16 protein-coding genes are annotated in these 17,640 nt (G+C 38.8%); 4 read left to right on the top strand and 12 right to left on the bottom strand.

Translation table 11 applies throughout. The annotated features are described in order from the left end of the window. Nucleotides 1-2: 2 nt before the first annotated feature. The 3 genes from CXF71_RS08960 to CXF71_RS08950 form a co-directional block, all read right to left on the bottom strand. Nucleotides 3-209 (bottom strand): DUF3565 domain-containing protein, encoded by a 207-nt coding sequence (locus tag CXF71_RS08960; RefSeq protein WP_101232621.1) that lies wholly within the window; start codon nucleotides 207-209, stop codon nucleotides 3-5. Between the two features lie 49 nt (nucleotides 210-258). Next, a complete protein-coding gene (locus CXF71_RS08955; protein ID WP_101232620.1) occupies nucleotides 259-1,794 on the bottom strand; it encodes an FG-GAP repeat domain-containing protein in 1,536 nt (511 codons plus the stop codon). Between the two features lie 177 nt (nucleotides 1,795-1,971). Beyond that, nucleotides 1,972-5,454, bottom strand: a complete 3,483-nt coding sequence (locus CXF71_RS08950) for a hybrid sensor histidine kinase/response regulator (protein ID WP_101232619.1) — start codon at nucleotides 5,452-5,454, stop codon at nucleotides 1,972-1,974. Nucleotides 5,455-5,755: 301 nt separating this feature from the next. On the opposite strand from CXF71_RS08950, the gene CXF71_RS08945 reads away from it, so the two are divergent. The 4 genes from CXF71_RS08945 (at nucleotide 5,756) to CXF71_RS08930 (ending at nucleotide 9,784) form a co-directional block, all read left to right on the top strand. Continuing rightward, nucleotides 5,756-7,885 carry a TonB-dependent receptor gene (locus tag CXF71_RS08945; protein ID WP_101232618.1) on the top strand — a complete coding sequence of 710 codons (2,130 nt, stop codon included), beginning with the start codon at nucleotides 5,756-5,758 and terminating at the stop codon, nucleotides 7,883-7,885. Between the two features lie 62 nt (nucleotides 7,886-7,947). Continuing rightward, nucleotides 7,948-8,214 carry a hypothetical protein gene (locus CXF71_RS08940; RefSeq protein ID WP_101232617.1) on the top strand — a complete coding sequence of 89 codons (267 nt, stop codon included), beginning with the start codon at nucleotides 7,948-7,950 and terminating at the stop codon, nucleotides 8,212-8,214. Then, nucleotides 8,214-8,858, top strand: coding sequence for a nicotinamide riboside transporter PnuC (gene pnuC / locus CXF71_RS08935; RefSeq protein ID WP_101232616.1), 645 nt, complete (start codon nucleotides 8,214-8,216; stop codon nucleotides 8,856-8,858). Before CXF71_RS08940 ends, pnuC begins: the two co-directional genes overlap by 1 nt. Before the next feature lie 14 nt (nucleotides 8,859-8,872). Then, nucleotides 8,873-9,784 carry a phosphotransferase gene (locus CXF71_RS08930; RefSeq protein WP_101232615.1) on the top strand — a complete coding sequence of 304 codons (912 nt, stop codon included), beginning with the start codon at nucleotides 8,873-8,875 and terminating at the stop codon, nucleotides 9,782-9,784. 193 nt (nucleotides 9,785-9,977) lie between these two features. On the opposite strand, the gene CXF71_RS08925 is transcribed toward CXF71_RS08930, so the two are convergent. The 9 genes from CXF71_RS08925 to CXF71_RS08885 form a co-directional block, all read right to left on the bottom strand. Then, nucleotides 9,978-10,400, bottom strand: coding sequence for a F0F1 ATP synthase subunit epsilon (locus CXF71_RS08925; protein ID WP_101232614.1), 423 nt, complete (start codon nucleotides 10,398-10,400; stop codon nucleotides 9,978-9,980). Between the two features lie 58 nt (nucleotides 10,401-10,458). After that, on the bottom strand, nucleotides 10,459-11,844 hold the full coding sequence (atpD, locus tag CXF71_RS08920) for a F0F1 ATP synthase subunit beta (protein ID WP_101232613.1): 1,386 nt from the start codon (nucleotides 11,842-11,844) through the stop codon (nucleotides 10,459-10,461). A gap of 101 nt (nucleotides 11,845-11,945) precedes the next feature. Beyond that, nucleotides 11,946-12,809 (bottom strand): F0F1 ATP synthase subunit gamma, encoded by an 864-nt coding sequence (gene atpG / locus CXF71_RS08915; RefSeq protein ID WP_101232612.1) that lies wholly within the window; start codon nucleotides 12,807-12,809, stop codon nucleotides 11,946-11,948. Between the two features lie 38 nt (nucleotides 12,810-12,847). Then, a complete protein-coding gene (atpA, locus tag CXF71_RS08910) occupies nucleotides 12,848-14,389 on the bottom strand; it encodes a F0F1 ATP synthase subunit alpha (protein WP_101232611.1) in 1,542 nt (513 codons plus the stop codon). Nucleotides 14,390-14,404: 15 nt separating this feature from the next. Further along, nucleotides 14,405-14,938, bottom strand: coding sequence for a F0F1 ATP synthase subunit delta (gene atpH / locus CXF71_RS08905; protein ID WP_101232610.1), 534 nt, complete (start codon nucleotides 14,936-14,938; stop codon nucleotides 14,405-14,407). A gap of 12 nt (nucleotides 14,939-14,950) precedes the next feature. After that, a complete protein-coding gene (atpF, locus tag CXF71_RS08900; RefSeq protein ID WP_101232609.1) occupies nucleotides 14,951-15,421 on the bottom strand; it encodes a F0F1 ATP synthase subunit B in 471 nt (156 codons plus the stop codon). 47 nt (nucleotides 15,422-15,468) lie between these two features. Then, on the bottom strand, nucleotides 15,469-15,705 hold the full coding sequence (gene atpE, locus CXF71_RS08895) for a F0F1 ATP synthase subunit C (RefSeq protein ID WP_011040932.1): 237 nt from the start codon (nucleotides 15,703-15,705) through the stop codon (nucleotides 15,469-15,471). A gap of 97 nt (nucleotides 15,706-15,802) precedes the next feature. Beyond that, nucleotides 15,803-16,588, bottom strand: a complete 786-nt coding sequence (atpB, locus tag CXF71_RS08890; protein ID WP_101232608.1) for a F0F1 ATP synthase subunit A — start codon at nucleotides 16,586-16,588, stop codon at nucleotides 15,803-15,805. Between the two features lie 43 nt (nucleotides 16,589-16,631). After that, a complete protein-coding gene (locus CXF71_RS08885; RefSeq protein WP_101232607.1) occupies nucleotides 16,632-17,018 on the bottom strand; it encodes an ATP synthase subunit I in 387 nt (128 codons plus the stop codon). Nucleotides 17,019-17,640: the final 622 nt, after the last annotated feature.

Below are 17,640 nucleotides of genomic sequence, written 5' to 3'. Positions count from 1 at the left end.
TATTAAGGTATATCTTTTGGTGCGCCCTCATCACACTTTTTACATTTTAACAGCTGACCTAACATACCTTGACGGCCACTTTTTGAAATCACCCAAGGCCGATTAATAAAAGGTGGTTTGTGCCTAACATGCTGAAAGTGACCACATACTAACTCTGCTACCCAATGATGTTCTTCATCTTGATGATAATCACAAATCGCTTGTTTCATTATTAACTCGCTAAATCAGTATTACTCGTTTGGTATGACTAACTTGCTCTTACTGTGAAAAGAGTACTTTAAACTCTTTGGCTTTATTTTCACCATCAAGGCGAGAAAATTTCATTAACAAATCATCTTTACCGTCACCATTTAAATCTTCAACCATGACCAGCTTGCCATCTTTTGGTAACTCGGTACTGTAACTGACGCTACGTTTACTAAATGATTTATTCTTGTTACCCGGTTTTTGACCTAGGTATATTTTCAACTCATCGTCATCATCGGACAAAACCAACTCTTTTAAGCCATCTCCATTTAAGTCAGCTAACTTAACAATCGCACTGCCGCTTTGCCCTGAACTTAAGCTAAAGGTGAGTTCGACCCCTTTTTTAATCGCTGGCTTGCTTGGAAATTTATCTTGTTCACTCATTTTGAAAACATAAACATCTTGGTCAATACCACCGGTAACTAGGGCTCCGATAATTTGTGACAGACCGATGTCAAAACCCGCGAGTAATATCTCAAGTTTGTCATCACTATCAATATCAACAAATTCTAAACCCGTTAGCGTACCTTCCGCATGAATAACGCTGTCAGCCTGTGCTGCAAAACTTAAAACATCTTTATTTTTTTTACCCAGAAATATTTCATAATCATTAACACGGTCCAGTACACCTGATGCCTTGGTATAACGCACCACCATATCGATAATACCATCGGCATTTACATCACGTAGTTCTTCTATTTTTCGATATTCCAAATCACTTTGATCCAATTGTTCTCCGCTCTCGTCACGCTTATTCCACCAATCAGTGCCACTGATGGCTTCATTAATCGCTAAGTGTATTGGTTTGCGAGTAAACTGACTATTTCCGTATTGTGGATAAATAATCATTTCACCGTCACCTATCACTAGAATATCTGTTTTTTCATCAAAGTTAACATCACTAAAATATAACTTAGTTTGGCTGTAACTCGCGCCTGCTGATAAAACACTTACCTCTGGTTTTATCGGCAGTGTTTGCCTAGCAAAACTATTCATTCCCTGCCCTATAAAAATATGAGTCTTATTAAAGTCAGCAATAATAACGTCATCATATGCGTCATTATTTAGATCTTGAATAAAATCACCTCGGCTAAGGAAGTCAGCTTGCTCTTGAATATAGAGCGACTCTATCTTTACTAGCGACTTAAACTGTTTTTTTTGATAAAGGCTTAGAGAATCAGTAGAAAGAAAATAGAGTCTTTGTTGTTGTCCGTCTTTCGCTTCACTTAGGTCAAAGCGATAAAATTGTTTGGGTATTATGGTTTTTTCCGCGAAAACATACTGATTTTTTTCATGGTCTAACTGATAAATAATTAACCAACGATTACTCTGTTCATCCACAGAAAAGGTAACGAGCTCTTTACCTTTAGTCGGTAGTAAATCTGCAGCAATAACTTCTTGGCTGAGCTTATACGGCGCACTAATAATCACTTCACTAAACTCAACAGCACTCGACTTGCTCGCTAACGTTGTTAAAGAGGTGGCACAGCCGAATGTAACAAGTAGCGCAAACAAGGTTCTATTGTTAAACAACAAAGTTTTCTTCATTAAGTGAGATCCATATCGTAGGTTTTAACTATATTCTGATAAATGTAGAACACTAAAAGTAATTAGAGTTCCCTAGCTTTCTCTAACATATATCACATAGCTGAGTTTCAGTGCATTAAAAAAGCTGTTACATATTATGTAACAGCTTTAAGTTGTCATACCTTTTTTAAGAAAAATTTAGCTATAACCAACGTAATCAGCTTGAAGTTTTTTAGCCAGCGCGGCACTCATCATTGCCCTCAAGGCTGCCGGTTTAACAAGTTTTCTCATATAACCGACATCATAGTTTTTGGCCTTTTCCTCAATACCGGGTTCAGTTGTCGCTGTTATTAATATTGCCGGTAATGAATGATGACACTGGCTACGTAAATCTTTAATTAACGTTAAACCATCAACTTGCTTGTCTTGCGGATCATCTGCTTGGCTATCTGTTCGGTAACCCAATTGATAATCGACCAACAATATATCTATTTCATTACTGTGATTAGCAAACTCCGACAAAGCTGTTTCTCTAGAGTCCGCGGCGAGGATATTACATTGCCATGCCGAAAGTAGTTCAACCATACCACTGAGTACATCCGGATCATTATCAATACATAAAACGGTAATATCTTTTAAAGCAACAACAAAGCCTGGATTATTAACAATACGAGTTTGCACTAAGGCTTCAGCTTGTTCAACTTGCACAGAAAATTTACAGCCTTGCATAGCCTTTGATTGCAAACTTAAGCTATGTCCTAATAACTGAGCCAAACTTTGTGTAATATTTAATCCTAAACCTAATCCTCTACCTGCATGATTATTCGGTGTATTAAGCTGGGTAAACTGTTCGAACACCAGCACCTGTTTCTCAACAGGAATACCGGGACCATTATCTAAAATTTGAATGATTACTTGGTTGTTAAATACTCGAGCGCCCAGTAAAACTTTACCTGGGCTGGCATATCTAAAGGCATTACCCACAAGATTTTGAATGATGCGCCTTAGTAGGTGTCTATCAGATTTGACCCAAACTTTACTGGCCACCAAGCGAAACTCTACAGATTGCTCGATAGCAAGAGCTGCAAATTCTTGTGCTAAATCTTCAAATAAATCATTAAGGGCGAAGACTTGAATATTGGCTTTAATATTGCCACTTTCTAAGCGTGCAATTTCCGCTAAATCCCCTAATAAATCATTCGCCGCTTTAAGAGAGCGATCGATATTTTCGACTTGCCTTTGTTGAACCGCAGTTAAATTACTTTGTTCTGACAACGCAGAAGTAAATAATCTCGCTGCTTCAAGTGGCTGCATGAGATCATGGCTACAAGCGTTTAAATACTGACTTTTTTTCAAATGCGCTTGCTCTGCTTTTTCATGTGCTTTCGCCAGCGCTTCATTAGTTTTGGCTAAAGTTAGCGTTCTTTCATAAACACGGGTTTCAAGATCAAGATTTGCTTCTTTCAGAACTTGCTCAGCTTGTCGGTAAGCGGTGATATCAGAAAATAGCATAACAAAGCCGCCCCCAGGCAACGGATTACCTTCAATACGAATAGTTTGGCCACTCGCTTGTTGGCGTTCTGAACTATGCGGACTGCCTTTACGTAAGAAGTCTAATCGGCGATCGACCTGTGATTCAATATCACCGGAACCACACAAACCACGTTGTACATTATGACGAATAAGCCCTGATATGGGACTGCCCACATACACCAGCTCAGAGGGATACTCGAACAATCCTAAGTATTTTTTATTCCAGGCAACTAGTCGTAACTCATCATCGACAATCGAAATACCCTCACTAGCATTTTCAATAGCACTCTGTAGTAAATTTTGGGAAAACTCCTGCCGCTGACTCGAGGCATCTTCAACAAGTACCGCTAATTCATCAAGGGCTATATCACGACCATCCAATGCAGAAGACAGTACTAATCTAGCGGAAGATGATCCCATAACTGTTGCTAAGGTATTTTCGGTATGTTGCAGTAATTGCTGATTATAAATAACATTACCTAATTCTTTTTTATCGTGGGACGATAAAAAGCGATTGAAGTTAATTCGCGCTTTTTCTAAACCGACAAAACGCGAAGCTAATAACTCTAACTCACGGACATCGAGCTGTCTTTTTTTCTCTACTTTTAGTAACTTAGGTGACTGCCACTCTAAAAACAATGACGCTTGAACCCGCTCTTGTACGCTTTGTCTGCTTATTTGAGACAAGGCCCACATGACAATAATGTTAGCGCCTAAACTAAATAAGGTGGCTGTAGTTTTTACCGGTAGAAAACCTTCTGCAAAAGGCGAAGCATATAAACCAAACTGAGGTAAAAAGTTAAAAGTAAGCCAAAGTATAAAGCCAACTAAAATCCCACCATAAACGCCCACTAAACTGGCGCGACGCCAATAAAAGGCAGCGATTAGCGCAGGTGTTAATTGTGCGAATGCGCCAAAGGCCACTTCACCTAATGAAGAAAGCGTATCCGGCGAAGCCATAATGAAAACACCATAACCTAAAAGAATGACAAATAAAGCCAGTAGCTTTCTTATATTTAAAAGTCTTTTACGGAAATTGTCATAATCTGTTTGTGCTACTTTCTGACGACGATAAAGTAGTGGAAAAACAATTTCATTACTCAGCATGGTACTTAAGGCAATCGCAGAAATAATAACCATTGAACTTGCTGCAGATACGGCTCCTAAAAAGGCAAATAAGGTCAGCCAGGTTTGTTCGGTAACATCAGGCAGAAAAAGGACATAAGTATCAGATGGCACGGTATTGCCAAGCAACATTTGACCCGCCAAACCCAGTGGCGCAGCAAAAAAGGCAAAAACTAAGAGGTATAATGGGAACACTCGACGGCTAAGCCAAGTATCTTTTTGATCTTTAAGCTCAACAACCATTACTTGGAATTGTCTCGGCAAAGACAGGAACGCTGCCATAACAATAACGAGCATGGCAAACATTGATGTTACATTGTCTACCGTCAGTTGCTGCTCTAGTAATTCGTTAGCATTAGCCTGTTGCCAGATATCTGCTGGTGAATCATACAATACAAAACAAACAAAAATACCTACCGCTAAAAAAGCAAATAACTTCACTAATGATTCAAATGCGATAGCCAGCATCACACCTGGATGACGCTCAGTAACATCAATGTGCCTAATACCAAATAAGACAGTAAACACCGCTAAAACGAGACTAACAACTAACCCTATGTGCCACCTATTTAAGCTTTGATCCATTTGAAGTTGCTGAAACGAATACACCATCGCTTTAAGCTGTAGTGCGATATAAGGCATGGTACCAACTAGCGCAACGATAGTGACCATAATAGCGAGGTTGTGTGACTTACCAAACCGAGCTGCCAGTAAATCAGCAATGGAGGTTAAATGAAGCTTTAAGCTAACGCGAATAATACGTTGGATAAATGGCCAAGCGAAGACAAAGAGTAAAATAGGACCTAAATAAATAGGTAAATGCGACAGTAAACTTGTTGATGCTTGCCCTGTCGTGCCTAAGAAACTCCAAGAGGTACAGTAAACGCCCAAGGTCAGTGCGTAAATAATACTCTGTCCCTTTTTGGCCAACTGATGCCTGTATCTGTCACCCAAAAAGGCAATTAAAAATAACAAGCCAATATAGGCCAAACTTAACAGCACTAATTGCCAATTAGGAAACATAAATACTCGCTACTTTCATTTTTAGAATAAGATTTTCAAAATTAAGTATTTTAATATACCTAAGCTACTCAACAATAGTAAGATTATCGTGAAATTATTTGCTAGAATAGTGTGGAACCAAGGGGTGCACTGTCATTTAAGTTTTCAAATGATTAGTCGCTGAGAAATATACTCTTTGAACCTGGGCAGAAAATTATCGGTATTAATTTTCTGGCATAGGGATGGTTATAGATAAATATTAAAATTCATCAAAATTATCCTGCTTGTACACGCCCCTACTTTTATTTTTTGATGAGATTTTATGACGTTCTCCAAATCAGCTATTTGTTTAGCTATCACTACAAGTATCTTTAACTTTACCGCTTTAGCTGAAGAGCAAGCGAGTAATGACACTAACAGCACTGGCAATATTGAAACCATTACGGTTAACAGTGATTTTCGTCAGCAAAACTTACAAAACGCCCCGGTATCAATGTCGGTCTTAACCGATATAGAAATTAAGCAGCGTAATGCCAAGCATTTAGAAGAGTTAATTGCGGTTAGCCCTAATGTTAACTTTGCCAGTGGTTCACAACGGGCACGTTATTATCAGATCCGTGGTATTGGTGAACGCAGTCAATTTCAAGAACCTATTAACCCTTCTGTCGGTATGATTATTGATGATGTCGATTTTACCGGTATCGGTAGTATTGCTAACTTATTTGATGTTAGCCAAGCTGAAGTGTTTCGAGGCCCACAAGGTACGCGTTTTGGCGCTAATGCTATTGCCGGCATGATAAATATTACCACCAATGAGCCAACAGAAGATTTTGAAGGTGCTCTGCAATTCGGCGCCGGCAATTATAATACCTATGATTTGGGTGTTGCCTTATCAGGCCCTGCCAGTGATTCAGTAAATTACCGCTTTGCCGTCAATCAGCTTGCTAGTGATGGTTATATGGAAAATGTGTATTTACAGCGTGATGATACTAATAATCGCGATGAATTAAGTATCCGCGGAAAATTAGCTATTGAAGCAAGTGATGATTTAACCATTGATCTTGCTGGTTTCTATTTTGACTTTGACAATGGTTATGATGCCTTCTCTTTAGATAACAACAGAGACACCTATTCAGACCAACCGGGCTTTGATCAACAAAAAACAGCAGCTTTTTCTGCCAAATTCACCTATCAAGGATTTGAAAGCGCCACAGTATTAGCCATTATCAGTAATTCAGACTCTGATTTAGGCTATGGTTACGATGAAGATTGGGCCTACGCCGGTATATCAGACCCTGATGTTATCGAAAATCCTGATTATGCTTACTGGGAATACACATCTACTGACCATTATTATCGCGATAAAGCCGTATTAACTACTGAGTTACGCGCAATATCAAAGCAAGGTCAACAGATTTTTAGTGGCAGTACCGCTTGGGTTGCTGGTGTTTACTTTAAGCAAGACGATGAAGATCTTTTACGTCAATATACTTATGCAGCTGGTGATTTTACTTCAAAAAATGTAAGTAGCAGTGTTGCCATTTATGGACAGTTAGACTCTCAGCTGAGTGAACGTTGGTCAGCCATTTCAGGTTTACGCATAGAAAATCGCAGTGCCGACTATAATAATTCTGATTTATTTGATGATGATATTTCTGACACTATGCTAGGTGGTAAATTAGTACTTAGTTACCAGCAAACTGATGACAGCTTTTGGTATGGTTCAATCAACCGCGGCTATAAAGCGGGTGGCCATAATACCGATGGTACTTTACCTGAAGATTTGCGTAGTTTTAATCCAGAGTATTTGATGAACTACGAACTTGGATACAAAGTTTCATTACTTAATAATAGTGCTTATGTTCGCACGTCTGTTTTTTACATGGACCGTAAAGATATACAAGTAAGTAGCTCTAAAACCATAGTACGTGGCGATGGTAGCTCCGAGTTTATTAGCTATTTAGGCAACGCTGCAACAGGTAATAACTATGGCGCTGAAATTGAAGCAGCATGGTACTTAAATAACTTAGTGAACGTTTATGGATCTTTAGGTTTATTGGACACTGAATTTAATGACTTTGTTAATGCTGATGGTGTTTCATTAAGCGGCCGTGAGCAAGCTCATGCACCTAATTACCAATTCAATGTCGGTATTAATGTACAACCAAATGACCATTGGTTAATTAATTTATCCGTTGATGGTAAAGATAGCTTTTATTTTTCTGATAGCCATGATGAACACTCTGAAGCGGTTGCACTTATTAATGCCTCTGTTGCTTATCTACAAGATAATTGGCAAGTTAAAATTTGGGGGCGTAATTTAACCAATGAAGACTACGCTAACCGTGGTTTTTATTTTGGTAATGATCCTCGTGATGGCTATACCGCAAAACAGTATACCCAACTTTCTGAGCCGTTAGTTTTTGGCGCTACGTTAGACTATCAATTTTAAACACTGCTGATATTAAAGCCGGAAGAGGTAATATCTCTTCCGAACATCCTTTAAGGTACATAATGAAAATATCCATTGAACTGAGCTTTTACCCGTTAGCAGAAGAACAGTATAAAACTGAAATTTGGGCTTTTATAAAAAGGCTTAGGGCTGTAGCAGGTTTGAAAGTCATAACTAACGGTATGAGCACGCAAGTATTCGGTGATTATGATCTCGCGGTTACTCACGTAATGGCTGAAATTAAACACGTGCATAAAACAACTGGCGCTGCAGTTTTTGTTTGTAAATTTATTAATGGTGATCGTTCACAAGTTGAAGCGGAAACCTAATGTTAGAAGTTTTAAACAGTATACTAGCCTACTTCCAACAACTACCTTGGCTTGAACTCATTGCTATGATGCTGTCACTGGCCTATGTGATTTTAGCCGCTAAAGGCTCGTTATGGTGTTGGCCCGCGGCATTTATTAGTACAGCGCTGTACACGTTTATTTTTTATGATGTTTTACTGTTAATGGACAGCGCTTTAAATGCTTATTATCTACTTATGGCGGTTTATGGGTACTGGCAATGGTCTAAAGCAATTGATAAGAGTAATAAGGGGTCATCGGAACTAACTGTAGTTAGCTGGCAACTTAATTGGCACATTAAGGTCTGTCTGGGTTTAGCATTGCTTGCGCTAGGTTTAGGCTACCTTATGGATAACTTTACTCCAGCCCACTTTCCTTACTTAGATACGTTTACCACTGTTTATGCGATATTTGCTACCTTTCTAGTGACTAAAAAAGTACTAGAAAATTGGCTCTATTGGATTGTTATTGATCTGGTTTCTATCTATTTATATATTGAGAAAGGCTTAATACCGACCACTGTTTTATTCGTAATCTTTGTGATTGTTGCTTGTTATGGCTATGTTAAATGGTTAAAAATTTATAAAAAGGCGTCGGTAAGCCTGCAGCCATCAAGTATTAACTAAGCTGAGAAAGTTTAATGACACTTATTGAATCAGACCTTAACTCGCTTAAATCTCTGCCTTGCTTCACTAGCATTGTAGAGATTTTTTTACTCCCTAATGGTATGAGCCATACCTGCGTCAAAGTGAGCACATCAGAACAAGAGTATTTGGCAAAAAAACTCAATCAAGATACCGCTACTACAGAAATTTATACTGCGCTTATTTGCTCGAACAGTGGCTTAAGCCCTTGTGTCAGTTATCATGATAATGACTGGTTGGTAACTGAATTTATTACAGGGACATCACTAGCAAAACCTGAGTTAAACAGCTGCGAGCAGATTTCAACAGCACTCACTCTCATGGCAACACTTCACCAGTTACCAACTCCAGAGTACGATCTATCTATTCCGACTTTAGACTGCACTAAGTCAGTTAATGGGCTATTCACTAACCCTACTTCATTTAACGCACAAGTAAGACATAGATTAGCAAGTATCACTGATATATTGAGTTGTTTCATTAATGATCATATCGCTCATTGTGAAGTATCTAACGTAGTTTGCCACGGCGATCTCAATTTCACTAATGTCCTTATCGATACGGTCGACAAGGCTTGGCTAATCGATTTTGAATGTGCCCATTTAGCACCAGTGGAATATGACTTAGCGATGTTTATTGCAGTCAATAATATTTCAGTTCACCATATAAGTGAGATAACAAGTAATTATATTTTGTTGGCTCCAAGTTATCGACCTAATAGCCAATTGCTGACTTATTATATTCTCTATAGTTATTTTATTAATGGCTTATGGTATTTAGACAATATAAGTGATTCTAATGTCGATAACTCCTTGCAAAAACGAGCGATTGAGCAGTGGACTGCTTTCGATAGTTTCGCTATTAATCAGTCCTTAGCACTGCCAAAATTACTGCCGATAATTAATTAAGCCTGCCAGAAGTACCTATAAACGGCTAACGTACATCCTTGATATTTTTACAGACACAAAAAAGCCACTTTACTAAATTAGTAAAGTGGCTTTTTTAATCAGTATCTGTGTTCACTTCTAACGCTTACTTTTAAGCGTAGAAGTCACTAAATCTGTAGGCATCTATCTAGTTACTATTAAAAGTAACCGAATATTAGCTATGCTTGCTAGTCGCTTGAATAACACGTAATTGCGCTACTGCACGAGCTAATTCAGCGGCAACAGCTGCGAAGTCAACATCAGCGCCATGAGCGTTCATATTATCTTCTGCACGTTGCTTAGCTTCAAGAGCTGCCTGTTCATCCAAATCTGCAGCACGTGTAGCAATATCAGCTAGCACGATTACGTTATTTGGTTGAACTTCTAACATACCACCGGAAAGATAGATAACTTCTTCGCTACCATCGTCCTTGGTGATAAGTGCCATACCAGGTTTTAGTGAGGTCAGTAAAGGTGCGTGACCAGGCATAATGCCTAACTCACCTTCACTACCTGTGATCTGTAATGATTTAATGCTACCAGAAAACAAACTTTCTTCAGCACTTACTACATTCAGATTTACAGTTAATAATGCCATTTGACTCGACCTCTTTTACTGTAAGTACTTACATTTGGTGTAAGTACTTACTAGATAATTACATCTTACTCGCTTTCTCTATGGCTTCTTCAATAGAACCAACCATGTAGAATGCTTGCTCAGGCATGTCATCAAAATCACCAGCCAAAATGCCTTTAAAGCCAGAGATGGTGTCTTTTAATGAAACATATTTACCTGGAGAACCTGTAAATACTTCAGCAACGAAGAACGGCTGAGATAAGAAACGCTGTATTTTACGTGCACGGAATACAGTTTGCTTATCTTCTTCAGATAACTCATCCATACCTAAGATGGCGATGATATCTTTAAGTTCTTTGTAACGTTGTAATACTGTTTGAACACCACGAGCAGTTTCATAATGTTCAGTACCAACTACTAATGGATCTAGTTGGCGTGAAGATGAATCTAGTGGGTCAATCGCAGGGTAAATACCTTGCGAAGCAATATCACGACTTAATACAACAGTTGCATCTAAGTGAGCAAAAGTAGTTGCAGGGCTTGGATCCGTCAAATCATCTGCTGGTACGTATACCGCTTGGATTGAAGTGATTGAACCTTTGTTAGTTGAAGTAATACGCTCTTGTAGTATACCCATTTCTTCAGCAAGTGTTGGTTGGTAACCAACGGCTGATGGCATACGACCAAGAAGTGCTGATACTTCAGTACCCGCAAGAGTATAACGGTAAATGTTATCTACGAAGAATAATACGTCACGACCTTCGTCACGGAATTTTTCAGCCATAGTCAAACCAGTAAAGGCAACACGTAAACGGTTTCCTGGAGGCTCGTTCATTTGACCGTAAACTAACGATACTTTATCAAGTACATTAGAATCGTTCATTTCGTGATAGAAATCGTTACCTTCACGTGTACGCTCACCAACACCAGCAAATACAGAGTATCCACTATGTTCGATAGCGATGTTACGGATAAGTTCCATCATGTTTACTGTTTTACCAACACCAGCACCACCGAAAAGACCAACTTTACCACCCTTAGCGAATGGACAAACTAAATCAATTACTTTGATACCAGTTTCTAACAATTCGTTAGACATTGATTGGTCAGCATAAGCAGGTGCTTCACGGTGAATAGACCAACGCTCTTTTTCACCAATAGGACCAGCTTCATCAATTGGCTCACCAAGTACGTTCATGATGCGACCTAAAGTCTCAACACCAACAGGTACTTGGATACCTTGACCTGTATTTTCTACATTCAGTCCACGACGCAAACCGTCTGAAGAACCCATTGCGATAGTACGTACAACGCCGCCACCAAGCTGCTGTTGAACTTCAAGTACTAATCCTTCAAGGTCACCTTCGGTTATCTTTACTGCGTCATATACCTGAGGTACGGCATCTTGTGGAAATTCAACATCCACAACTGCGCCAATTATTTGGACGACTTTACCTGTACTCATGTTTATTCCTCTTAATTTAAGTTAGCTAAGCTTCGCTCAGCTAACTTTTCGTTAAATTACGAAAATTGTTATCAGATTAATTCGTCACCGAACTATTCTGCTTACCCTACCGCAGCTGCACCAGCAACAATCTCACCCAATTCTTGAGTGATTGCCGCTTGACGCGCTTTGTTGTATACCAATTGTAGATCGTCGATTAAATCACCCGCATTATCTGTTGCGGCTTTCATCGAAACCATACGAGATGCTTGTTCACAAGCAATGTTTTCAACAACACCTTGGTATACTTGAGATTCAATATAACGAACTAATAAACTATCTAACAAAGAGTTAGCATCAGGTTCGTAGATATAATCCCAACGATGACTAATTGCTTCGTCATCTGATTTAGGTAAAGGTAACAATTGATCAATTGTCGGTTCTTGCGTCATAGTATTAACAAATTTGTTATACACAACGTGTAGCCTATCAATTTCACCGTTATCATAAGCTTTAAGCATTACCGCTACACTACCAACTAAGTCAGTTAGTGAAGGGGAATCACCTAAGCCCGATATCTGTGCAGATACTTTAGCGCCCATATTGTTGAAAAAGGTAGTAGCTTTTGAGCCAATTACACAAAATTCAACTTCAGCACCTGATGCTTGCTTTTCAGCAGCATCAGCAAGTACTTTCTTAAATAAATTAATATTTAAGCCACCACACAAACCACGGTCACTTGAGACGACAATATAGCCAACACGCTTAGCTTCACGCTCTTCCAAATAGGAATGACGATATTCTAAGTTACCAAGCGCGATATGACCGATCACATTTCGTATATTTGTCGCATATGGACGAGAGGCCGCCATGCCATCCTGCGCTTTACGCATTTTACTAGCGGCAACCATTTCCATAGCGCTTGTGATCTTTTGAGTGCCTTTAACACTCGCAATCTTGGTTTTTATTTCTTTACCAACGGCCATGACTCTTCTCCGAAAACGTTACTTAATTAAAGACTCGATTACCAAGATTGAGTAGACTTGAATAACTCAAGTGCTTTATTCAAACTAGCTTCAATATCTTTATTGTAGTCACCCTTTTCGTTGATAGTAGCCATCAACTCAGCATGCTCATTGTTTACATATGCATGTAACGCCGCTTCACAATCAACAATCTTGTTGATTGCAACGTCAGTTAAATAGCCTTTTTCTGCGGCAAATAATGACACTGCTGTTTCAGCGATTGACAATGGGCTGTATTGCTTTTGCTTCATCAATTCAGTAACGCGTTGACCATGCTCTAATTGAGCGCGAGTCGCGTCATCTAAATCCGATGCAAATTGAGCAAATGCAGCTAATTCAGCATATTGGGCTAAAGCTAAACGAATACCGCCACCAAGTTTCTTGATGATCTTCGTTTGCGCAGCACCACCAACACGAGATACTGAAATACCAGCGTTAACAGCAGGACGTATACCTGAGTTAAACAAGTTAGATTCTAAGAAAATCTGACCATCGGTAATTGAGATTACGTTTGTTGGTACGAAAGCAGATACATCACCCGCTTGCGTTTCAATAATTGGTAATGCAGTTAAAGAACCTGTTTTACCTTTAACTTCACCCTTCGTGAATTTTTCAACGTATGCTTCGTTTACACGAGCAGCACGTTCTAATAAACGACTGTGAAGATAGAAAACATCACCTGGGTATGCTTCACGGCCTGGCGGACGACGTAAAAGTAATGAAATTTGACGGTAAGCAACTGCTTGCTTTGACAAATCATCATATACGATTAGTGCATCTTCACCGCGGTCACGGAAGTATTCACCCATAGAACAACCAGCGTATGGTGCTAAGTATTGTAATGCTGCAGCTTCAGAAGCCGATGCAACAACAACAATAGTATTTGCTAACGCGCCATGCTCTTCTAAGTTACGAACAAGGTTCGCTACAGTAGAAGCTTTTTGTCCGATAGCAACGTAAACACACTTAATACCTGTGTCTTTTTGGTTGATGATAGCGTCAATTGCAATCGCTGATTTACCGATTTGACGGTCACCAATGATTAATTCACGTTGGCCACGACCAATTGGAATCATAGAATCGATAGACTTAATACCTGTTTGCACAGGCTGGTCTACAGATTTACGTTCGATTACACCTGGTGCAACAACTTCTACTGGAGAGAAGCCATCATTTTCAACTGGGCCTTTGCCATCAATTGGTTCACCAAGAGTATTTACAACGCGGCCTAATAAACCACGTCCTACTGGTACTTCTAAAATACGACCAGTACCTTTAACTTTTTGGCCTTCCGCTAAATCAGCGTAAGGACCCATTACTACCGCACCTACCGAATCACGGTCAAGGTTTAACGCGATAGCAAAACGGCTACCAGGAAGTTCGATCATCTCACCTTGCATTACATCTGCAAGGCCATTAATACGAATAATACCATCTGTTACAGAAACGATAGTACCTTCGTTACGAGCTTCGCTGACAACGTTAAACTGTTCAATTCTATTCTTGATCAGTTCAGCGATTTCAGTGGAATTCAGTTGCATGCTCTGTTCCCTTATCTAAGATTGTAGTGTTGTTGCTAAGCGGTTCAATTTACCTTTGATAGAACCATCTATTACCATGTCACCAGCTTTAATTACTAAACCGGAAACGATACTCGCATCAACAAAACAATTAAGCTTTACTTTACGTGCCAAGCGCTTTTCAAGCGCGGCGCTTAATGTTGTTTTTTGCTCTGCAGTGATTTCTACAGCAGAGGTTACATCCACAGAAACTTCTTGATCAAAATCAGCTTTTAACGCTATAAATTGTTCAAGAACTTGTGGTAGCACCAACAAACGTTCGTTTTCGGCCATTACTTTCAAAAAGTTTTGGCCTTGACTGTCTACTTGTTCACCGCAAACATTTAAAAATAATGCTTGTGCTTGCTCTACTGAAGCTCCGCCAGATATATAACCTTTAATGGCACTATCTTTAGCAACTTCAGCTGCAAATGTTAACTGGACTAGCCAGCTATCAATTGCTTTAGCTTCAACAGCAAAATCGAACGCTGCTTTAGCGTAAGGACGAGCGACAGTTGTCAATTCAGACATAGCTCTTTCCTCTTAAAGTTCAGCGACGAGTTTATCTAAGATGTCGCTGTGTGCAGCGGCATCAATTGTACGCTCAAGAATTTTCTCGGCACCGGCAACAGCTAGAATTGCAACTTCTTTACGCAATTCTTCTCTAGCACGGTTACGTTCTGTTTCTATTTCCGCATGACCTGTTGCTAAGATTCTTTCTTTCTCAGCTTGTGCTTTACCGGCAGCTTCATCAACAATTTTAGCTTCATGTTTTTTAGCAGCATCAACAATAGATGCAGCTTGAACTTTAGCTTCTTTAAGTTGAGCTTTCGCTTTTTCTTGAGCAAGCTCAAGATCTTTAGCAGCACGGTCTGAAGCAGCAAGTCCGTCAGCAATAGTTGCTTGACGTTCTTCGATGGCACCAATAATTGGTGGCCACACATACTTCATACAGAATATTACAAATACGACAAACGCAATTAATTGGCCAACTAGGGTCATATTAATATCCATTGTGCGTACCTCCTATCAATTATTCGTTTAAAAAAAAAGTGGTAAAATTAACCAATTTTAACGAATAAGATGTATAAACCAATAGCAACACCGATCATAGCGATAGCATCGATTAGACCAGCTACGATGAACATTTTAACTTGTAGTTGTGGTGCTAGTTCAGGTTGACGAGCAGCAGATTCTAAGAATTTACCACCTAAAAGACCAAAACCAATAGCAGTACCAAGAGCACCTAAACCAATTAGTAAAGCCGCTGCAATATACATTAAGCCAAAGTTTTCCATTTTTATCTCCGATTGTTTAAAGTTAAAGTTTAAAAATTTCTTTTTTGATGAAGAAAGCTATTTATCCACTTGGATTTTATACCTTTCTTCGACAAATTTAGTGATCTTCATGCGCTAGACTAAGATATACGATAGTTAGCATCATGAAAATAAACGCTTGTAATGGGATAACCAACAAGTGGAAGGCTGCCCATAAAAAGTGTACTGGTAATTGGAATAAACCAATTGTTGCGATAAGTAAGAAAATCAACTCACCTGCATATAAGTTACCGAATAAACGAAGAGCTAGTGATAAAGGACGCGCTAGCATAGTTACCGTTTCAAGGATAAAGTTTACTGGGTATAGAGACCAGTGACCAAAAGGTTGTGTAGTAAGCTCTTTCATGAAGCCACCAACACCTTTTACTTTAATTGAATAGAAAATTATTAAGATGAAGACACCTAACGCTAGACCAAAAGTGATGTTCGGATCAGCTGTTGGAACTGGCTTCATATAAATGTCGCCCAATTCCATACCTGTAGTCCAATGGATCAGGTGAGGTAAAAGGTCAACTGGAACCCAATCCATAGAGTTCATCAATAGAACCCATACGAAAATGGTTAAGCTTAGTGGTGCAATTAACTCATTTTTGCCATGGAAAGTGCTTTTAACACTATCATCAACAAATCCAACAACCATTTCTACTGCACATTGCAGCTTACCTGGCACGCCAGGAGTCGCTTTTTTAGCAACGGAACGAAAAATCGTTAAAAAGACCAAACCCAAGAATACAGACCATCCCAATGAATCTAAATGAACAGCCATGAAGCCGTCACCTACTTTCAAATTAGCGAGATGGTGAGTAATATATTCTTGGCTGGTTAACTCAGCGCCTGATGACATATTAATTTCCCAATTATTAAAGTTTAAAAAATAAAAAAGTAAATTACCGCTGCTGCTTAATAATAAACGGCGTTATTATTGGCAAAGCCATAACTAAACAAAACATACCAAAAAAGGGTAGTGGGCTTACAACTACAAACTTTAGGGTTAAACCTAGAAGTAGCGCCATCAATGCCATTTTTTGTTTCACGCCACTAAAGAAAGACTCTACAACCATCTTTGACGCTCTCGCACCAGCATATTTAAATGCTTTATATGCGAATAATAAATTGGGAATTATCCCAATCAGGCTGCCTAACACAGCCGATTTGGCGGATTCAAACCCCCAAATGAAATATATTATCAGTGAACAAATGAGCGTAATTGCAATTATCAAAGCGATTTGCCTATAGGCAAATTTTCGGCCCTGCTTTGTCAGTTCATTTCTCATAGTTTTTTTAATTTCTTATACGAGATTTTTCGTACGAAACACTGATTTTTTAAAGTAAAAACTTTAAGTCTAAAAAGTTTGCGCAAGTATACTTAACTTGTCTTTTTTTGCAAGATATAAGGGCGCTACACGCACTATATTTGTGCGAATATTTTATATTCACCGAAGAAATACTAAATTCGATTAATATAATTTAATACTCACATCATAAGCGCCTTAGAGGTCGATTTTAGCTACTATAGTCAGTTAAGAATGTACTAGCTTGTATAAATATTTTTTAGCTTTTAAATGTGTCGATATGAATTACATAGCGAATTACAAAAAATAACAACTTTCTCCCTTGCTTCTAAACCGTAAATAGGAATTTAAACTAATCAATTTCTACAGCTCACTATTCTAAAACTTTATAGATGAATTTAATACGCATGTCTTATTAATGTATTAACCAAAAACGTCTGCAATACACATTAAGTAAAATCAAGGCTCTGTTTTCTCTTATAATTTCTTAAAAATTTGGGAACAAGTTTTCTTAAGTACTAATAAAATTGATTACCTACATTTCTTTTATCTGAAAGAGACTCTAGCAGCAACGTAACTGTTTTTGATCATCTATTATAAATCC

This window comes from Colwellia sp. 12G3, from assembly GCF_002836775.1.
Classification (GTDB): Bacteria; Pseudomonadota; Gammaproteobacteria; order Enterobacterales; family Alteromonadaceae; genus Colwellia.
The sequence above is the reverse complement of the archived record's forward strand: the minus strand, read 5'-3'. Positions and strand labels throughout refer to the sequence as shown.